The sequence below is a fragment of the Streptococcus sanguinis genome (genome assembly GCF_003943735.1).
Lineage (GTDB): Bacteria > Bacillota > Bacilli > Lactobacillales > Streptococcaceae > Streptococcus > Streptococcus sanguinis_E.
Genome location: NZ_RJMV01000001.1, coordinates 344,025 through 363,644, shown reverse-complemented (window position 1 = coordinate 363,644; position 19,620 = coordinate 344,025). Strand labels below are relative to the sequence as shown.

The following is a 19,620-nucleotide window of genomic DNA, read 5'->3' as shown; positions in this document are numbered from 1 at the left end:
TCGTCAGATTTACGCCTTAGATAGGACTTGTAAAAAAATGTCCTATTTGACTTGTTTTTTGATATAATAAGTTTAGTTATTTCATGGAGGTGCCTCATGTTATCAAGAGTTGAAAAGTTTGAAGCAGCATTGGCTCAGACAGAATGCGATGCTGTTTTAGTAACCAATCTAAAAAATATTTACTATCTGACTGGTTTCAGCGGGACAGAAGCGACGGTTTTCATCAGCAAAACACGACGGATTTTCCTAACGGATGCACGCTATACGCTGATTGCCAAGGGAGTAGTCCAAGGTTTTGATATTGTGGAATCGCGCGACGCGGTTGGAGAGATTGTCAAGATTATTGCGGATGACAAGCTGCAAAAAATCGGTTTTGAGGATGAGATTTCCTATGCTTACTTCAAAATGTTGGAAAGTGTCTTCTCTGCCTACGAGTTGGTTCCCATGACGGGCTTTATTGAAAATCTGCGCATGATTAAAGATGAGCAAGAAATCGCGACTATTCGCAAGGCCTGTCAGATTTCGGATCAAGCTTTTCTAGATGTGCTGGATTTTATCAAGCCTGGTGAGACGACAGAACTGGCGGTTATGAACTTTTTAGATGCCCGTATGCGCCAGTTAGGTGCTTCAGGTGCCTCTTTTGATTTTATCATTGCTTCGGGCTACCGCTCTGCTATGCCTCATGGTGTGGCTAGTGACAAGGTCATTCAAAAGGGAGAAACCCTGACCATGGACTTTGGTTGCTACTACAACCACTATGTCAGCGATATGACGCGGACTGTTCATGTGGGACAGGTGACGGACGAGGAGCGGGAGATTTATGATATTGTTCTGCGCAGCAATCAAGCTCTCATAGATGCAGCCAAGGCTGGTCTTAGCCGGATTGATTTTGACCGGATTCCGCGCCAGATTATTAACGATGCTGGCTACGGTCCTTATTTTAGCCATGGGATTGGCCACGGTATCGGCTTGGATATCCATGAAATTCCTTACTTTGGCAAGTCAGAAGAGCCGATTGAGGCGGGCATGGTCCTGACTGATGAGCCAGGTATCTATCTGGATGGCAAATACGGCGTCCGCATCGAAGATGATCTTCTCATCACAGAAACAGGCTGCGAAGTCCTAACTCTTGCGCCGAAAGAGTTGATTGTTATATAAAATGAATATTGTATTCTTACCCCTATTATTTTTTATAAGGATGAAAAGAGGATTATGAAAAAAAGTACTTTAGCGTTTGTTGCAAGTCTTCTTGCTTTACTATTGGTTTTAGCTCCTACAGTTGATGCTGGTGTGGGTAATTCTAAGAGTGGCGGAAGCAGAAAATCTGGAGGGAGCAATCGGTCTGGAAGAAGTAGCTGGTCAGGAGGAAGCAATCGATCAGGAAGAAGTAGTTGGTCGGGAGGAACGAGTAGTTACAGTTCGAGCTCAGAGTCTGGGGCAGGATTAGGATCTTCTGGGGCTCTAGGTGTCGTTGCTATTGTTGCGGTTGGCGGTATATTTTTTAAGATTGTGAAGGGAATGGGTGGTGATATCTATTCAAGCAATGACGTGGAAATGACCACAGAAGAGAGAGTAGGAAGACAGATTCAGAATAATCAAGAAGCAATTAGAGAACTGAAAAGATTGGATCCTTACTTTGATGAAGAAAGTTTCTTGTCTCAAGCGAAAGCTGTCTACCTTCACCTTCAGTCTGCTTGGACAGAAAAAGATTGGGCTTCTGTTCGTAATTTAGAAAGTCCGAGTTTATATGAGCAACACCGAACGCAGTTACAGGAACATATTCGAGCCAAAACGACCAATGTCTTGGAACGGGTGTGTGTAGAAGATTCTAAAATTAAAGACTTTTATCCAAATCCACAAGGTCATGATAGATTAGAAGTCATCCTTTCATCTACTATGAGAGACTATATTAAAGATGATGAAACAGGTCGGATTATTGAAGGTGATCCAAGCAAAGAATTGTTTACAGTTTATCGAATGAACTTCATTCGTGTGCATGGAGCTCAGACCGAAGGAATTGCGAAAGACGATGTATCCAGCGATCATTGTCCTAATTGTGGGGCGCCGCTGACGATTGATTCTGGTAGTAAGTGCGAGTATTGTCAGGCTTCCTTGATTCGAACCGCTCAAGACTGGGTTCTGGATACTTATGATGTTGTTGATGAAATTGAATTTTATAAATAGGAGTAATTATGGGATTTATTAAAGCAGCCCTTTCTGGGGGTATTAGTAGTTTTCGTGATAGTCAATTTAAAGAAGCAGTGTTTTTGCCTGAATCTGTTCCAGAAACGGCACTAGCAATCAAAGGGAGAATTTTGACCAAAGATCCAGATGGTCAATCTCGTCATGGCAATCAGAATACAGGGCTTTTAACGGATGGCTCGCTAGTTATTGTTCCACAAGGATATGTGGCTCTATTGGTCAACAATGGAAGCTTCTTGGGAGAAGTTTTAGAACCGGGAAGTCATGAATGGCAGGCTGGAGACAACACTTGGTTATTAGAAAAAGAGGGTATCAAGGGAACTTGGGAGAACTTTAAGCATCGCTTCTCCTTTGGTGGTCAAGTTGTAACCCAGCAAGAAATCATTTATTTCCGAACTCAGCCTTTTACAGGGAATAAATTTGGCACACAAAATCCAGTTGAGTACTTTAGCGAACGCTATCAACAGCTGTTAAGTATTCGTTTTTATGGTCTGTATGATGTGAAAATTGCGGATCCTGTTCTCTTTTATATTAGTTCTGTAAGTCGTCAGATTACAGCGGAACAGCCATTTACCTTGCAAGATGTAGCACAAGGGACTTTGCGACAAAACCTGCCGCCAAAGATTGCGGTAGCAATTGCAAAGTATACTGCTGAGAACCAAGTGGATATCTATAGCCTTAATGCTAATCAAGAAGTCTTTAATGAAGTAGCAAAACAAGAGGTTAATCAGACTTGGGTGAGCTTATATGGCTTGGAAGTAACCAATGTCCTCCTTGAAGACTTAAGCTATGATGAAGATAGCATGGTGACTGTTCGCAAGCTTGATAGTGAATTAGCGGCTATGAAATACAATACGATTGAGATTGAAGAACGCAGGGCGCGTAATGAAGCCTTGGTTGCTGCGGCTAAAAACGAAGGCGGAAACGGAATGAATCTTTTGATGGGCATGAATGTTGGACAAGCTCTAGGTGGAGAACTTCAGCAACAAGCATCTTCTTCTCAAGGTAAAGCAAAAACGTTTTATATTGAGGTGGATGGCAAGTATGTCCATGTCAAGAAAGATGAAGATGGAAATATCGTTCCAGTAGACTGAGGTAAGTGTACGGTTTGGTATGGAGATTAAGTCTGAAAATTTAGTAGCTGCAACCAATTGGAGTTGATTGTTATTTGAGAATTATCAGGCTTTATGATAGAATAAGTAGAAATATAATTTTAAAAAGAGGTAATATAGAATGATTGAAGCAAGTAAGCTGAAAGCTGGAATGACCTTCGAAACAGCTGATGGAAAACTCATCCGCGTTTTGGAAGCAAGTCACCACAAACCAGGTAAGGGAAATACGATTATGCGGATGAAACTGCGCGATGTTCGTACTGGCTCTACCTTCGATACCAGCTACCGTCCAGAAGAAAAATTTGAACAAGCCATTATTGAAACTGTTCCAGCTCAATACTTGTACAAAATGGATGACACTGCTTATTTCATGAATACTGAGACTTATGACCAATATGAAATTCCAGTAGTCAATGTAGAAGAAGAATTGAAATTCATCCTTGAAAACTCTGATGTGAAAATCCAGTTCTACGGAACAGAAGTGATTGGTGTGACAGTACCGACAACAGTTGAATTGGTCGTGACAGATACTCAGCCATCTATTAAGGGAGCTACTGTTACCGGATCTGGTAAGCCAGCGACACTTGAGACAGGTCTTGTTGTCAACGTACCAGACTTCATCGAAGTTGGACAAAAATTAATCATCAACACTGCAGAAGGAACTTACGTTTCTCGCGCATAATATAGAAGAGGTAATAACTATGGCAGCTGAACAATTAGGTGAAATCGTCATTGCGCCACGTGTTTTGGAAAAAATCATTGCCATTGCAACGGCAAAGGTAGAAGGTGTTTATTCCTTCGCAAATAAGAGTATGTCAGACAGTCTTTCTATGCGCTCACTCGGTCGTGGAGTATCGCTCCATACAGATGAGACAGGTGATGTGACTGTAGATATCTACCTGTATTTGGAATACGGTGTCAGCGTTCCAACTGTTGCAGTAGCAATCCAGAAGGCTGTAAAAAGCGCAGTTTTTGATATGGCTGAGGTAGAGCTGTCTGCTGTCAATATCCATGTGGCAGGCATTGTTCCAGAAAAGGCACCGAAGCCAGACTTGAAAGATCTATTTGATGAGGACTTCCTCAATGACTGATATACTGTTGGAATCCAGAAGAGGTCTGCGCCAGCGGGCTTTTCAGGCCCTGATGAGCCTAGAGTATGAAGGGGATCTTGTAGAAGCTTGTCGCTTTGCTTATTCGTATGATAAGGACGAAGATGCTGACAATGCAGTGGAAGCTGATATTCCAGCCTTCTTGCTCAATCTGGTCTCCGGTGTGGTCCAGTCCAAGGACGACTTGGACAAGAAAATTGCCCAGCACCTCAAAAAGGGCTGGACAGTAGATCGTCTGACGTTGGTCGAAAAAAATATCCTGCGTCTGGGGATCTTTGAGATTACGGAGTTTGATACCCCACAGCTGGTAGCAGTCAACGAAGCCATTGAGCTTTCCAAGCAATTCTCTGACGAAAAGTCCAGTAAGTTCATCAATGGGATTTTGAGTCAATTTATCGTTGAATAAAATGAAGGTCGAGACAAGTGTCTTGACCTTTTTGTTTACTAGAAATTAGAGATTAAATCAGAAATAATTCATCAAAATCTGCTCAGAGAGCATGAAGTATCTGAGTGAGAAAAACTCTTATTGAAAGCCTTTACAACTTAAAAAAGAATCGGTATAATAAATACAGAAAACGTTTGCATAGATGTTCTCTATAAGAAAAAATAAAGGAGTTTTCTGTTTATGAAAAATAACTATCACCTACAGTCTCAGATGGGCGAAAAGCGTCATTATTTTGGCATCCGTCGCTTAAAAGTAGGAGTAGCCTCTGTTGTCATTGCCTCAGGTTTCCTACTGGGAAATGCCCAATTAGTCCAAGCGGATGAAACGAGCACATCGGTCAGCCCAGCAACAGAAGCAGTCTATGATGCAAATGCAGCAGCCCAACCTAATTCAGCAAATGAAGAAAAAACTGGAGAGGCAGATAGTTCAGGAGCGGGGGCTTCAGAGCAGGCTGCTCCAACTGGTGTGCTAGCAGATCAAGCTCCAGCTAGTGCAGGTTCAGAAGCAGTTGGTCAAGAAGCTGCAAATCCAAGTGAAAAAGACAAGCAAGAACCCGTTAGTCAGCCGCAAGCTTCCGCGAAAGATGCTATCGCAGAAGGCAATATTCGCTTTCATTTCAAAACCCTGCCTTCACAAAATCTAGACAGCTTGGGCTTGTGGACTTGGGATGATGTTGAGATGCCTTCTAGCCAAAAGGGAGCTTGGCCGACCGGAGCGACTAGCTTTGCGACTGCTAAAGAAGATGACTACGGCTATTATCTTGATGTCAAGATGGCCGAAAAACGAAGCAAAATCAGCCTTTTAATCAATAATACAGCTGGGCAAAATATTACAGGTGATAAGACAGTTGAACTGCTCAGCCCGCAGATGAATGAGGTTTGGTTTGACACAGACTATCAACCTCATACTTATGAGCCTTTGAAAAAAGGGATGGTTCGAATCAACTACTATCGTACAGATGGCCAGTATGATAAGAAGTCACTCTGGCTCTGGGGAGATGTCCAAAATCCAAGCAAGAATTGGCCTGATGGAGTGGATTTTGAAAATACTGGGAAATACGGTCGCTATGTAGATGTTCCTTTGAAAGATGCTGCTAAGATGATTGGCTTTTTGCTTCTAGACGAAAGCAAATCAGGAGATGATGTGAAGATTCAAAATCAGGATTATAATTTCGCTAACTTGGAGAAAAACAGCCAAATTTTCTTGCGTGATGCGGATCCGACAGTTTATACAAACCCTTACTTTGTCAATGATATTCGCATGACGGGAGCCCAGCATATTGGCTTGACCGAGATTGAAGCCAGCTTTTCTACCTTAGAAAATGCTAAAAAGGAGGACATTTTAAAGAACTTAAAGATTACGGACAAAGATGGCAATGAAGTTGCTGTTAAAGGTGTAGTTCTGGATTCTAAGACCAAAAGTGCCAAATTCATTGGTGATTTTAACCAAGCTCAGTCACCTTATCTTATCAAATATGGCAATGATCAATTCAAAACCAGCATGAACTGGCAGCTGAAGGATAGTATTTATAAGTATGATGGTGAATTGGGAGCGCGTGTTTCTCAAGCGGGCAAACAAGTGGACCTAACTTTCTGGTCACCAAGTGCGGACCAAGTCGATTTGGTAGTTTATGACAAAGAAGATCAGAATAAGGTTGTTGGTCGCCTGGCTATGCAGAGAGGAGAGTCTGGCACATGGACCAGCAGCTTGACACCTGAGAGCGGCCTAGGTATTTCAGACTATCGAGGGTATTTCTATCATTATGAGATTACTCGCGGTGGCAAAAAAGTTCTTGTGCTGGATCCCTATGCCAAGTCTTTAGCCGCTTGGAACAGTGAAGATGCGGACAAGGGGGATGCCTACAAGATTGCCAAGGCAGCTTTTGTAGATCCAAGTGAATATGGACCGAAAGACCTGACCTATGCTAATATTCCGAACTTTAAGAAGCGGGAGGATGCCTTGATTTATGAGGCACATGTTCGTGATTTTACTTCAGATCCAGCTATTTCAAAAGATTTGAAATCTCAATTTGGAACTTTCTCAGCTTTCATTGAGAAATTAGATTATTTGAAAGACTTGGGAGTGACCCACGTTCAGCTCTTGCCAGTTCTCAGTTATTATTTTGTAAATGAGCTGAAAAATGCTGAGCGAATGGACAAGTACGCTTCCAGCAACAGCAACTATAACTGGGGCTATGATCCGCAAAACTACTTCTCGCTGACAGGTATGTACTCCAGCGCGCCGACAAATCCAGCCAAGCGCATTGAGGAATTCAAAAACCTTGTCGACGAAATTCATAAGCGCGGCATGGGCGTTATCCTAGATGTGGTCTATAATCATACGGCTAAGACCTCTATCTTTGAAGATTTGGAGCCCAATTACTACCACTTTATGGATGCGGATGGCACACCGAGATCCAGCTTTGGCGGTGGGCGCTTGGGTACTACTCACTATATGAGCAGACGGGTCTTGGTGGATTCGATCAAGTACCTGACAGAGCAGTACAAGGTAGATGGTTTCCGCTTTGATATGATGGGGGATCACGATGCTGAGTCCATCCAAAAAGCCTTTGAAGAAGCCAAGAAGCTCAACCCAAATCTCATTATGCTAGGTGAGGGCTGGAAGACCTATACAGGTGATGAAAATAAAGCTGTCCAGCCTGCTGACCAATCTTGGATGAAGTCAACAGACACGGTAGCGGTCTTCTCAGATGATATTCGCAACACCTTGAAATCAGGTTATCCAAATGAGGGAACACCAGCCTTTATCACTGGTGGCAAGCGTAGTGTGGAAAATGTCTTCAAAAACATCAAAGCGCAGCCAACCAATTTTGAGGCGGATAGACCGGGGGATGTGATCCAATACATCGCCGCTCATGATAATCTGACGCTCTTTGATATCATTGCCCAGTCGATCAAGAAAGATCCGGCACTAGCTGCCAATTATCAGGAGATTCATCGCCGCCTGCGTCTGGGAAATCTGATGATTCTGACTTCGCAAGGGACACCATTTATCCACTCTGGTCAAGAGTACGGCCGGACCAAGCAATTCCGTGATCCTGCCTATAAATATCCTGTCTCAGAAGACAAGGTTCCAAACAAAGCGCATTTGTTGACTAATGAGGACGGCACGCCGTTTGACTATCCGTATTTCATTCATGATTCTTATGATTCGAGCGACGCGGTCAACCACTTTGACTGGACCAAGGCGACTGATTCAGAGAAGTTCCCTGAAAATGCCAAGAGTCGTGCCTATATGAAAGGCTTGATTGCCTTGCGGAAATCAACGGATGCCTTTACCCGCAGCTCCAAAGATGAAGTGGAGCAAAATGTGACCCTCATCACCCAGCCTGGTACGGATGGTATTGAGAAAGAAGACCTTGTACTCGGCTACCAAGTAGTTGCGTCAAATGGCGATATTTATGCAGTCTTTGTCAATGCGGACACCAAGGAACGACAATTCAACTTTGGTGAAGCCTACAAGCATCTAGCAGGTGCAGAAGTTGTGGCAGATGGCAATATGGCAGGAGTGACAGCCATTTCTGATCCAGCAGGTGTCACCAGAAACAGCAACGGTTTAGCTCTAGCTCCGCTGACAGCGACTATTTTGCGACTTCGAAAAGCGAACCCCGATCAGGAAGAAAAATCCCAAGATCCAACAACTCAAGAAGAGCAACTGTTTGCCCCTTCTGTAGCCAATGTTCAGCCTCAGGCTTTATCCTTGGATGCGCAAAAACCTCTGGCTTCAGAAATAAAAGAAGCGAATAACCAAACAGAAAAAACCTTGCCAAAAACGGGAACAAGCACTTCCCTGCTGGCACTTTTAGGTGGCTTCCTTGCTTTCCTGGCCGGTTTGTTAACCTTTAGAAAGAAAGAGTAATAATTGATTATTGCCCTGTGAGAAATTTTTTAGACTATGGCTAAATAAAGACGACTTCCAATAATGGATGTCGTCTTTGCTTGCTTATATCTGTGTTAAACACTCTTACCAGGCAAGAGGCTGACTGGCAGAAAATAGCCAGTCGTTTGGACTTCTTGACCGGCAATTTTTTTGAGGAGTAGGTCTACAGAGAGACGGGCGATATCTTTCAGTGGCTGCTTGATCGTTGCTAGCTGCGGGTAGTAGTTCTCCACAAAGTAGGTGCCATCGTAGCCGATGATTTTCAAATCTTCAGGAATCTGGATGTCCAGCTCCTGAGCGACCTTCATAATTAAAATGGCTGTCAGATCGTCTGATGTAAAAATGCCATCAGGTTTGGTCTGAGTCAGAATTTGCTTAATTTCCATTTCCTTTCGGACGGGAGAAAAATCACTGGAAACATTGATAATCGGTGCGTCCGGCAGGACGGAAGCAAAGCCAGCATGGCGCAGGCCGGTTGGTGAGTTGGAATTGTCATTACCGGTTATCATGATGATGTTTTGAGCTCCAGCCTTGATTAAGGTCTGAGCCGCTAGCACTCCGCCACCATAGTTGTCTGAGGAAACAACTGGGATATCCGGTGAGAGATTCCGGTCAAAGGCAATGATTGGAGCAGTCACGCGATTGTAGTCCTCGATGCCTAGATTGTGGCTGCCAGAAATGATGCCGTCCACCTGATTGGCTTCCAACATCTCAAGGTATTCGCGCTCCTTGTCAGAGTCATGCTCACTATTGCAGATGATGGTTTTATAGCCTTGTTTAAAGAGCTCATGCTCCAACTTGTCAATCAATTCTGCATAAAAGACATTGCTGATATTAGGAAAAATGAGTCCAATTAGCTTGGCCGATTTTCCTTGGAGGCTGCGCGCCAGATTGTTAGGCTTGTAAGCCAACTCTCGCATGGCTGCCTCAACCTTAGAAATCGTTTTATCAGATAAGTAGCCTTTTCTGTTGATGACGCGGGAAACAGTTGTGGGGCTGACTCCTGCAAGTTTTGCTACATCAGTTAGCTTTGCGACCATAATCTAATTCATAGTAAGTACCGGTTGGATTGCCCTTGGTAATGGCAATACCTGTTTGGTCTTCTTCTGGGAAGACACGGCCGGAAAATACTTTCTCTCCTTTATTGATGAAAATTTCAAAAATTGATTTATCTATAAATATACTAGCATTTGTAGCTTCTTTGTCAATATTGCAGCTTCGGCTGGTTCCAAAGTCCAGAGAGAATGGCTCACCCGCTTGACTGCGGTCAACGGTCACTTGACCAGCCTTGAGGTCAAAGTTGATTCGCAGGCCTTTGCCTTCCTTGTCCGCAAAGAGGACGATTTCATGCTCGGTGTCTGCAGCGAGATTCAGTTCTAGTTCGTAGCTGTTCTTGCTTTCTGCCAAAGCAGCGAAAGGCTGTTCTTCTGCTCGTAAATTCTTGATAGCAGGCACTGGATACTGGTAGAGCTTGCCGTCTTTCAGGGTCAATTCCTTGACAAGAGAGAGGGTTCCCTGATGGTCGAAGCGGTCAGATGGGTATTCCACATCAGGCAAGCCTAGCCAGCTTACAGCCAGTGCGCGACCGTCAGGTGCATTAAAGGCTTGGGTCGCGTAGCAGTCGAAGCCGTAGTCCAGATTTTGGATAGGGCTAGGATCAATCATAGCAGCTTTTTTTGTGTCAAACGATTGACCTATTTTATACATATTTGGATAAATGTTGTCATAATCCAGTACGTCCTTAGACAAACCTTGAGGGCAATAGAGCAGGACTGGTTGGTCGTTGATAAAGACTAGGTTTGGACACTCCATCATATAGGCTGTCTTGTCATTGGCGAAGTCTAAATCGCTGACGACTTCCCAGTTGGTATAGTCGTTATCAATAGCCTTGTAAAGCTTGACATAGCCTTGTTTGTCTAGATTTTGCCCACCGACAATGGCATAGAATTGCCCTTTGTAGTTGAAAATCTGCGGATCGCGGAAGTGGTCGGTCGCTTCAGCAGGCTGCTCAATCAAGACCTTGTCAATTTTTTCCAGCTTACCTGATTTATCTAACAAGGCACCGATTTGATAAGGATGGCGCATCCAATTCTCATCACGAACATTGCCAGTGTAGAAGAGAAAGAGCTTGTCGTCAAACTGCATGGCAGAGCCAGAGTAGGCGCCGTGGCTGTCCAGAGCAGTATCTGGCAGCACCCGAATACCAGTTTCTGTGAAGTGAACTAGGTCATCGCTTTCCAACTGTACCCAGCACTTGAGCCCATGAGCTGCTCCGAAAGGAAAGTTTTGGTAGAAAACCACCCACTTGCCGTCAAAATAAGAAAAGCCATTGGGGTCATTGAGCAGACCTGTCTGAGGCTCCACATGGTAGTTAGCCCGCCAAGGAGATTTAGCGATGTTTTCTTTGATGTGCTGTAGCTCTTCCTGAGTCCAGTCTTCATAGCGTTTGTAGCGTTTTTCAGTCGTCCAAGCCAATCTTTTGTCCTCCGAATCATATTATTTCTTATTACTATAGTAAACGTTTTCTGTCGAAAAATCAACATTTAACAGTAAAAAAATATTTTTTCTGTAAAACGCTTGACATATTTTTGAATCATGGTAAAATAATATTCGTAAAGATGATAAAATCGCTTTCAAAAAGTTAAAAATATTTATAAGGAGATTTTTGCAAATGGATTATTCAAAAGTTGCAAAACAGGTCATTGAGGCTGTTGGAAAAGATAATCTTGTGGCAGCAGCACATTGTGCAACTAGATTGCGCCTCGTGTTGAAAGATGACAGTATTATTAATCAAAAAGCATTGGACGATAATGCTGATGTTAAAGGGACTTTTAAAACAGATGGTCAATATCAGGTTATCATTGGTCCTGGTGATGTAAACTTTGTTTACGCTGAGATTATAAAAGAAACTGGTCTTAAAGAAGTTTCAACTGATGATTTGAAGCAGATTGCTGCTAGTGGAAAGAGATTTAATCCTATTATGGCTTTGATTAAACTCTTGTCCGATATTTTTGTACCTATTATTCCAGCCTTAGTTGCAGGCGGTCTTTTGATGGCTCTTCGTAATTTCCTAACCTCAAAAGGATTGTTTGGGCCTCAATCAATTGAACAAATGGTTCCAGCTATTAAGGGCCTGTCAGCAATGATACAGCTTATGTCTGCGGCACCATTCATGTTCCTGCCAATTCTTGTTGGTATCTCAGCCGCAAAGCGCTTTGGAGCTAACCAGTTCCTAGGTGCTGCAATCGGTATGATTATGACGACACCGGATCTTGGAGGGGCTGAAAAATTTTGGGATATTTTTGGTTATCATGTAACACAAACAAGTTATGTTTACCAAGTAATTCCGGTTCTAGCTGCTGTATGGATCTTGGCTCATCTTGAAAAATTCTTCCACAAGAAATTGCCGTCAGCTGTTGATTTCACCTTCACACCATTGCTATCAGTTATGATTACAGGATTCTTGACGTTTACTGTCGTAGGTCCAGTGATGTTATTGGTATCTAACGGTATTACAGATGCCATCGTTTGGCTCTACAATACAACAAGCTTTATTGGCATGAGCGTCTTTGGTGGAACCTACTCATTAATCGTAATGACTGGTCTTCACCAATCTTTCCCAGCTATCGAAACGCAATTGCTTTCAGCTTGGAGAAATGGTAGCGGTCATGGTGACTTTATCTTTGTTGTCGCATCTATGGCCAACGTTGCTCAAGGTGCAGCTACATTTGCAATTTTTTTCTTAACTAAGAATGCTAAAACTAAAGGTCTTGCATCATCTGCAGGTGTCTCAGCCCTCTTGGGTATTACAGAGCCAGCTCTCTTTGGTGTAAACTTGAAATATAAATTCCCATTCTTCTGTGCCCTTATCGGGTCAGCAGTAGGAGCTCTCTTTGCAGGTCTTCTCCAAGTCGTTGCTGTGTCTCTTGGTTCGGCAGGTTTCCTTGGATTCCTTTCAATTGATGCTAAGTCCATTCCATTCTATTTCTTATGTGAAGTTATTGCTTTTGCGATTGCCTTTGCTTTGACTTATTTCTACGGTAAGACAAAAGCGGCAGATGTCTTTGCAGCAGAAGCTGTTGCCGCAACAGCTGATGAAGCAGCAGGAGCAGAAGTAGCTAATGACACAGTTGCTGAAGAAACAAACGCCCTCCAAGATGAAACAATTATTTCTCCAATTGTTGGTCAGGCAGTAGCTTTGAGCGATGTTAATGATCCTGTTTTCTCTAGCGGAGCGATGGGACGAGGAATTGCTATCAAGCCTAGCCAAGGTGTGGTTTATGCACCGGCTGATGCAGAAGTTACGATTGCATTCGCGACTGGTCATGCATATGGTCTCAAAACTTCTAATGGTGCTGAAATTCTGATTCACGTCGGAATTGATACAGTATCTATGGGCGGCGAAGGTTTTGACCAAAAGGTTGCTCAAGGCGACAAGGTCAAAGCTGGCGATGTTTTGGGAACATTTGAAGCTGAGAAAATTGCAGCCGCTGGTCTGGATGATACGACTATGGTCATCGTTACAAACACTGCTGACTACGCTTCTGTGACTCCAGTAGCAGAAGGAGCTCTTGCTAAAGGCGACGCAGTTATTGAAGTGAAAGCCTAATGGAATTTAGAAAACGAACAAAAGTTGATTTGTTCGTTTTTTCTAATAACATGAGTCTATCTATAAGAGTGTACCAAGGAAAGTTTTTGGCAAGAAGTCTGCAAGAGATATGCTATAATGAATAGAGTAGAAATCAAATGTTAAAAGAGGATTTATAATGACAAAATTGTATGGAAGTTTGGAAGCGGGTGGCACTAAGTTTGTCTGTGCTGTAGGCGATGAACGGTTTGAAGTTGTTGAAAAGACACAGTTTCCAACGACCACGCCTATTGAAACGCTAGACAAGACGATTGAGTTCTTTTCTCGTTTCGACAATCTAGCTGGTCTGGCTGTTGGATCTTTCGGGCCAATTGATATTGATCCGAACTCAAAGACTTACGGCTTTATTACGACTACTCCTAAGCCGCACTGGGCTAATGTGGACATTGTTGGCGCTTTGCGCCGGACCCTCAATGTTCCTATTTACTTCACGACGGATGTCAATAGCTCAGCATATGGTGAAGTAGTAGCCCGCAACAATGCTGGCGGCCGTATTGAAAATCTGGTCTATTATACGATTGGAACAGGAATCGGTGCTGGCGCTATCCAGCGAGGCGAATTTGTAGGGGGGACAGGTCACCCAGAGATGGGACACTATTATGTAGCTAAGCACCCTATGGATGTGGAAAAAGAGTTCAATGGCGTTTGTCCTTTCCACAATGGCTGTTTGGAAGGATTGGCGGCTGGTCCAAGCTTAGAGGCGCGGACCGGAGTTCGTGGGGAAAATATTAAACTCAATAGTTCCGTCTGGGATATTCAAGCTTACTATATCGCTCAGGCGGCTATTCAGGCGACAGTGACTTTCCGTCCAGATGTCATCGTTTTCGGTGGCGGTGTTATGGCTCAGCAGCACATGCTGGATCGGGTTCGTGAGAAATTCACAGTTCTTCTGAATGGCTATTTGCCAGTACCCGATGTTCGTGACTATATCGTGACACCGGCTGTGGCTGGAAATGGCTCCGCAACACTGGGGAATTTTGTACTGGCTAAAGAAGTTAGCGAGCGCCACTCAAAATAAGTTTATAGGGTCTGATTTATCAGGCCCTTCTCTATGAGGAAAAATAATGGAAAAACCAATTGTCAAAGATATTTTCTTCCTGCAGCAGCCATCAGAGCAGGCTAGTAGAGAAGACCTTTATCTGGCTCAAGATTTGCAGGATACTCTGCAGGCCAATCGAGAAAACTGTCTAGGGCTCGCAGCCAATATGATTGGCGTACCTAAGCGAGTCATTATCTTTCTATATGGTTTGGTGCCGGTAGTCATGTTTAATCCGGTGCTGCGCTCTAAGTCAGGCCCTTATCAGACAGAAGAGGGCTGCCTGTCCTTGCTTGGAAGCCGTCCCACTCAACGCTATCAGGAAATCACAGTCGATTATCTGGATAAAAATTGGCAGCAGCAGACCATGACTTTGAAAGGCCTGCCTGCCCAAATCTGCCAGCATGAATTGGATCATTTGGAAGGGATTATCATTTAGAAAAATTTGACAAAATTGCAAAAAATGTCTAAAATTAGAGATAATTAGCAGAATAATATTGAAGGAGGCAAGATGTAAATGAAAACAAAAACTTTAGCACTGATAAGCGGTCTGGTTGGTTTGATTGGAGGGACTATTTTGCTGCTCTCGAATATCTTTTTTGTTCCTTTTTCAGCCCTACTAGGTGATTCTGGCCTGAATTTACTGGGAGCGGTGATTAAATTGGCAGCTCTGGGCTTGGGAATTACTTCCTTGGCTTATTACAAAGGTCAAATGCGTTTCAGTGTCGCAGCGGGCGTCCTCCTTATCGTCGGAAGCAGCAACATCGCGCCCATTCCATTTATAGGCTGGATTGCAGGCATTCTCCTTATCATTGGAGGGTCTCTATTCCTCGCTTCTTCTTCAAAATTTTAATGCGGGACCAATCAATTTTTAGGCTGTTTGTCAGTTTGAAAGGAAGGGTGAAGAAATTTTCTTCGCTTTTTTTCTTGTTGAAAAAATAGTTCTCATGGAAACTTTTTTCTTGACTTTCTTTTTTCTTGTGTTAAAATAGTTCTCACGAAAACTATTTTTACAAAGGATACAGGTATGGATAAGCCTTTACTGGAATTGAAGCGTTTTGGACGAAAGATTCATCTCATAGCGGAAAAGCTTGCCAAGGAGCAAGGGATTGAGTCCATGGCTGGGCCTCAGGGGCAGGTCTTGCATATTGTCGCCTGTCGTATGGAAGAGGGGAAGGATACCCTTATCAAGGATATTGAGCAGGAGTTGGATATTTCCAAATCGGTGGCCTCTAACTTAATGAAAAGGATGGAGAAGAATGGCTTTATCAAGCTGGAAATGGGCAAGACAGACAAGCGGGCTAAATATATCCGTCTCACTCCGCAGTCGCAGGAAAGAATGAAAAAAATCCGTGACTTTTTTGATGAAATGAACCTTTCTATTTTGAATGGTGTTTCTGAGCAGGAACTGCTGATTTTTTCTCAAGTCATGGCCAAGTTTTATCAGAATATCGAAAGTTTAGAAAATGGAGGGAAAGATGTTTAAGTTATTTAAACGGCTGACGGCAAGGGAAGTGAGCATGATTGTTCTCAGTGTGCTCTTCACCTTCCTAACGGTATATTTGGAATTAGAAGTTCCGACTTATATTTCAACAATTACAGAGCTATTGCAAACGCCAGGGACTGGTTTAGCAGATTTGTGGGAGCCAGGCCTGAAAATGATCGGCCTGTCTTTTGCTAGCTTGTTGTCAGCTATTGTGGTTGGCTTTTTTGCCGCTCGTATAGCAGCTAGCTTTACCCAGAGTTTGCGGAGCGATATTTTCAACCGTGTGCTAGACTATTCGCAGACGGAGATTAAGAAATTTTCGATTCCTAGTTTGCTAACTCGGACAACGAATGACATTACTCAGGTGCAAACTTTAATTACCATGGGACTGCAGGTGGTGACCAGGGGACCGATTATGGCGATTTGGGCTATGACCAAGATTATCGGTAAGTCCGAGAACTGGCTGACAGCAGTGCTTATTGCTGTTATAGTGAATATCCTGCTGACAGTAGTTTTGGTTACATTGGCCTTTCCTAAGCAATCAGTGGCGCAGCGTTTGGTCGATAAGCTAAATAGCGTCACTAGAGAGAGTCTGACTGGGATTCGCGTGGTCCGGGCTTACAATGCTGAGGATTATCAGGATGAGAAGTTTGCGGCGGCCAATGATGAAGTAACCCGACTCAATCTTTTCATCGGTCGTCTGATGGCCATGATGAATCCAGTTATGATGGGGATTTCCAGCGGCTTGACACTGGCGATTTACTGGATTGGTGCTTATTTGATCCAGGAGGCTGGGCTGCAGGAGCGTCTCCCACTCTTCAGTGATATGGTCGTCTTTATGTCCTATGCTATGCAGATTGTGATTGGGTTCTTGCTTATGGGTGCTCTCTTCATTGTCCTGCCTCGGACCATTGTATCGGCTGGCCGGATTAATGAAGTACTGGACCTGCATTCTTCTATCACCAGTTCGAAACAGCCTAAGGCAGCAGCGGATAGCAAGGGAGAAGTGATCTTTCGAGATGTGTCCTTCCGCTATTCCAAGAATTCAGAAGCAGTCATTGAGCATGTTAGCTTTACAGCGCAGGCTGGTGATACCGTGGCCTTTATCGGTTCAACTGGTTCAGGGAAATCCACGCTAGTCAATCTCATTCCTCGTTTCTACGATGTAACTGAAGGAGAGATTCTGGTAGATGGTGTCAATATTCAGGATTACCAGCTGGAAGACTTGCATAATAAGGTCGGCTACATCCCGCAAAAGGCGGTGCTTTTCTCTGGCGATATCGAGAGCAATCTGGACTTGGGTCAAAGCAAAGAAAGCCCGCTGGATGAGCAGAAAATGTGGGAGGCTCTTGACCTTGCACAGGCTAAGCCCTTTGTCCAAGAGAAGGAAAAGGGGCTGAAAGCTGAAGTGGCTCAAAGCGGAACCAACTTCTCTGGTGGCCAGCGTCAGCGTTTGGCTATTGCCAGAGCATTGGCTCGTAAGCCAGAAATCCTCATCTTTGATGATTCTTTCTCAGCGCTGGACTATAAGACAGACCGCATTTTGCGCAAAGAACTGGCTGAGCGGACGCAGGATATGACCAAGCTAATCGTAGCGCAGCGGATTTCTACTATCATGGATGCGGATCAAATCTTGGTCTTGGATGCTGGTAAGGTGGTCGGTCAAGGTACCCACCGAGAGCTTTTGGCCAGCAACGAAGTCTATCAAGAAATTGCCTACTCACAACTATCCAAGGAGGAATTAGAAAATGGAAAATAAGAAGCCTTCATTATTTAGCCAGATACGGCCTTATCTCAAAGGCTTCCAGCTTCCTCTTGCTTTGGCATTTGTGGGAGCTGTCTTGTCAAACATTATTACAGTCTATGGGCCAAATAAACTAAAAGAAATTACCAATCTTATCTCTGAAGGTTTGGCTACCAGCATTGATTTAAAAGCTGTGTCTGAGATTGCACTTCTGCTGACCGTGCTCTATGCAGTCGGAGCCTTGCTCAACTACGGCCAGTCCTTTATCATCAGTACGGTTATCCAGTATTTCTCTAAGCGACTGCGGACGGCCATTGCAGAGAAGATTAATAAGCTGCCGCTGGGCTATTTCGATGGTCATTCTCAGGGGGATACTCTGTCGCGCGTGACCAATGATGTAGATACGGTCGGCCAATCCCTCAACCAGAGTCTAGGTAACGTTATCTCTGCCAGCCTGCTCTTGGTGGCTGTGGTTTTGACCATGTTCTTTATGAACTGGATCTTGGCCTTAGTAACCATCTTGGCTACTATATTAGGCTTTGTCTTTGTCGGTCTCATCATGGGCAAGTCTCAGGGCTATTTCACCGCCCAGCAAAACGATCTGGCTGCGGTAAACGGTTATGTGGAGGAGATGTACTCCGGTCATAATGTCGTTACCAGCTATAATGCTATTGAGCAGTCAAAGGAGCGCTTTGCAGTTCTCAATCATAATCTCTATAACAGTATTTGGAAGTCTCAATTTATCTCTGGCATGATGATGCCGCTCATGTTCTTTACAGGTAATTTCGCCTATGTGCTGGTTATTTTGGTCGGTGCTGCTCTGGCGATTAATGGCTCTATTAGTATCGGAATTATTGTCGCCTTTATGGTTTATGTGCGGACCTTCTCTCAGCCTTTGTCACAGATTGCGCAAGGAATCACTGTCTTGCAGCAGGCTGGTGCAGCACTGGTTCGTGTCCTTGAATTTCTGGCTGAGCCTGAGATGGAAGACGACCAGCATAAAGAGCAGCAGCTTACTGCTGTCAAGGGAGATGTTGCCTTTGAAGATGTCTTCTTTGGCTACAAGCCAGACCAGACGATTATTCATGATTTCTCAGCCCGGGCCAAAGCTGGACAGAAGATTGCCATTGTCGGCCCGACGGGTGCTGGTAAGACGACCATCGTTAATCTGCTCATGAAGTTCTATGAAATTAATAAAGGGCGTATCAGCATTGATGGTATAGATATTAAGGATATGAAACGCTCCGAGGTTCACGATGCCTTTTCAATGGTCTTGCAGGATACCTGGCTCTTTGAAGGAACTATTCGAGAAAACTTGATTTACAATCAGGAGCATGTCACGGATGAAGCAGTTGTTGCCGCAGCGAAGGCGGTCGGTGTTCATCACTTTATCATGACTCTGCCGCAGGGCTATGATACGGTGCTGGATGATACGGTCAACTTATCAGTTGGTCAGAAGCAGCTGTTGACAATCGCTCGTGCTCTGCTGAAAGACGCACCGCTCTTGATCTTGGATGAAGCAACTTCGTCAGTCGATACGCGGACGGAGGAGCTGATTCAAAAGGCCATGGACAAACTCATGGAGGGTCGGACTTCCTTTGTCATTGCTCACCGCCTGTCTACTATCCGTAATGCGGATCTTATCTTGGTCATGCGCGATGGAAATATCATCGAGCAGGGCAACCATGATGAACTCATGGATCAGAATGGCTTCTATGCGGATCTCTATAATAGTCAGTTTGTCGAGGAAGATGCAGGTTGATGCTCAAATAAAACATCAGGAATGTTCGTTTTTCTGATGTTTTTTTAAATTTAACAGAATTGTAAAAAATGCTCAGTTTTCAGTGAAGACGCTCTAAAATCCTGACTTTTTTCGCAGATGCTCTATTAAAAACTTGACAGCTTTTATGCTTTATATTAAAATAAATTTAATATAAG

The 19,620-nt window shown here is 43.8% G+C and carries 16 protein-coding genes; 14 read left to right on the top strand and 2 right to left on the bottom strand.

Annotated features, from left to right (window positions below; genetic code table 11):
- The first annotated feature begins 96 nt into the window (after positions 1-96).
- The 7 genes from D8877_RS01890 (at position 97) to D8877_RS01860 (ending at position 8,747) form a co-directional block, all read left to right on the top strand.
- Complete coding sequence (locus D8877_RS01890) at positions 97-1,158, top strand: M24 family metallopeptidase (RefSeq protein WP_125352247.1); 1,062 nt, start codon at positions 97-99, stop codon at positions 1,156-1,158.
- A 54-nt stretch (positions 1,159-1,212) separates the two neighbouring features.
- Positions 1,213-2,184: a TIM44-like domain-containing protein gene (locus tag D8877_RS12530; RefSeq protein ID WP_125340408.1), complete on the top strand. Its 972-nt coding sequence runs from the start codon at positions 1,213-1,215 to the stop codon at positions 2,182-2,184.
- 8 nt (positions 2,185-2,192) lie between these two features.
- The gene (locus D8877_RS01880) at positions 2,193-3,296 is read left to right on the top strand and encodes an SPFH domain-containing protein (RefSeq protein ID WP_125340409.1); all 1,104 of its coding nucleotides are present in this window, start codon (positions 2,193-2,195) and stop codon (positions 3,294-3,296) included.
- A 139-nt stretch (positions 3,297-3,435) separates the two neighbouring features.
- A complete protein-coding gene (efp, locus tag D8877_RS01875; protein WP_002910568.1) occupies positions 3,436-3,996 on the top strand; it encodes an elongation factor P in 561 nt (186 codons plus the stop codon).
- A 19-nt stretch (positions 3,997-4,015) separates the two neighbouring features.
- On the top strand, positions 4,016-4,405 hold the full coding sequence (locus D8877_RS01870; protein ID WP_002896484.1) for an Asp23/Gls24 family envelope stress response protein: 390 nt from the start codon (positions 4,016-4,018) through the stop codon (positions 4,403-4,405).
- A complete protein-coding gene (gene nusB, locus D8877_RS01865) occupies positions 4,398-4,829 on the top strand; it encodes a transcription antitermination factor NusB (RefSeq protein WP_185756505.1) in 432 nt (143 codons plus the stop codon). The genes D8877_RS01870 and nusB overlap by 8 nt, the downstream gene beginning before the upstream one ends.
- Positions 4,830-5,048: 219 nt before the next feature.
- On the top strand, positions 5,049-8,747 hold the full coding sequence (locus D8877_RS01860) for a pullulanase (protein WP_125352245.1): 3,699 nt from the start codon (positions 5,049-5,051) through the stop codon (positions 8,745-8,747).
- A gap of 95 nt (positions 8,748-8,842) precedes the next feature.
- On the opposite strand, the gene D8877_RS01855 is transcribed toward D8877_RS01860, so the two are convergent.
- The gene (locus tag D8877_RS01855) at positions 8,843-9,808 is read right to left on the bottom strand and encodes a LacI family DNA-binding transcriptional regulator (protein WP_002910565.1); all 966 of its coding nucleotides are present in this window, start codon (positions 9,806-9,808) and stop codon (positions 8,843-8,845) included.
- Positions 9,789-11,243, bottom strand: coding sequence for a sucrose-6-phosphate hydrolase (locus D8877_RS01850; RefSeq protein WP_125340413.1), 1,455 nt, complete (start codon positions 11,241-11,243; stop codon positions 9,789-9,791). The genes D8877_RS01855 and D8877_RS01850 overlap by 20 nt, the downstream gene beginning before the upstream one ends.
- 196 nt (positions 11,244-11,439) lie before the next feature.
- Here D8877_RS01850 and D8877_RS01840 point away from each other — a divergent pair, with 196 nt between their 5' ends.
- From D8877_RS01840 to D8877_RS01810, 7 genes are all read left to right on the top strand, one after another.
- Complete coding sequence (locus tag D8877_RS01840) at positions 11,440-13,377, top strand: sucrose-specific PTS transporter subunit IIBC (RefSeq protein ID WP_125340414.1); 1,938 nt, start codon at positions 11,440-11,442, stop codon at positions 13,375-13,377.
- Between the two features lie 157 nt (positions 13,378-13,534).
- The gene (scrK, locus tag D8877_RS01835; RefSeq protein ID WP_125340415.1) at positions 13,535-14,434 is read left to right on the top strand and encodes a fructokinase ScrK; all 900 of its coding nucleotides are present in this window, start codon (positions 13,535-13,537) and stop codon (positions 14,432-14,434) included.
- Positions 14,435-14,480: 46 nt separating this feature from the next.
- Positions 14,481-14,891 carry a peptide deformylase gene (locus D8877_RS01830; RefSeq protein WP_125340416.1) on the top strand — a complete coding sequence of 137 codons (411 nt, stop codon included), beginning with the start codon at positions 14,481-14,483 and terminating at the stop codon, positions 14,889-14,891.
- Positions 14,892-14,969: 78 nt separating this feature from the next.
- On the top strand, positions 14,970-15,305 hold the full coding sequence (locus tag D8877_RS01825; RefSeq protein ID WP_002907198.1) for a hypothetical protein: 336 nt from the start codon (positions 14,970-14,972) through the stop codon (positions 15,303-15,305).
- Positions 15,306-15,479: 174 nt separating this feature from the next.
- Positions 15,480-15,938, top strand: coding sequence for a MarR family winged helix-turn-helix transcriptional regulator (locus D8877_RS01820; protein WP_002913878.1), 459 nt, complete (start codon positions 15,480-15,482; stop codon positions 15,936-15,938).
- Entirely contained in the window at positions 15,931-17,697 is a 1,767-nt protein-coding gene (locus tag D8877_RS01815; protein ID WP_125352243.1) for an ABC transporter ATP-binding protein, read from the top strand. The genes D8877_RS01820 and D8877_RS01815 overlap by 8 nt, the downstream gene beginning before the upstream one ends.
- Positions 17,687-19,444 carry an ABC transporter ATP-binding protein gene (locus D8877_RS01810; RefSeq protein WP_125352241.1) on the top strand — a complete coding sequence of 586 codons (1,758 nt, stop codon included), beginning with the start codon at positions 17,687-17,689 and terminating at the stop codon, positions 19,442-19,444. Before D8877_RS01815 ends, D8877_RS01810 begins: the two co-directional genes overlap by 11 nt.
- Positions 19,445-19,620: the final 176 nt, after the last annotated feature.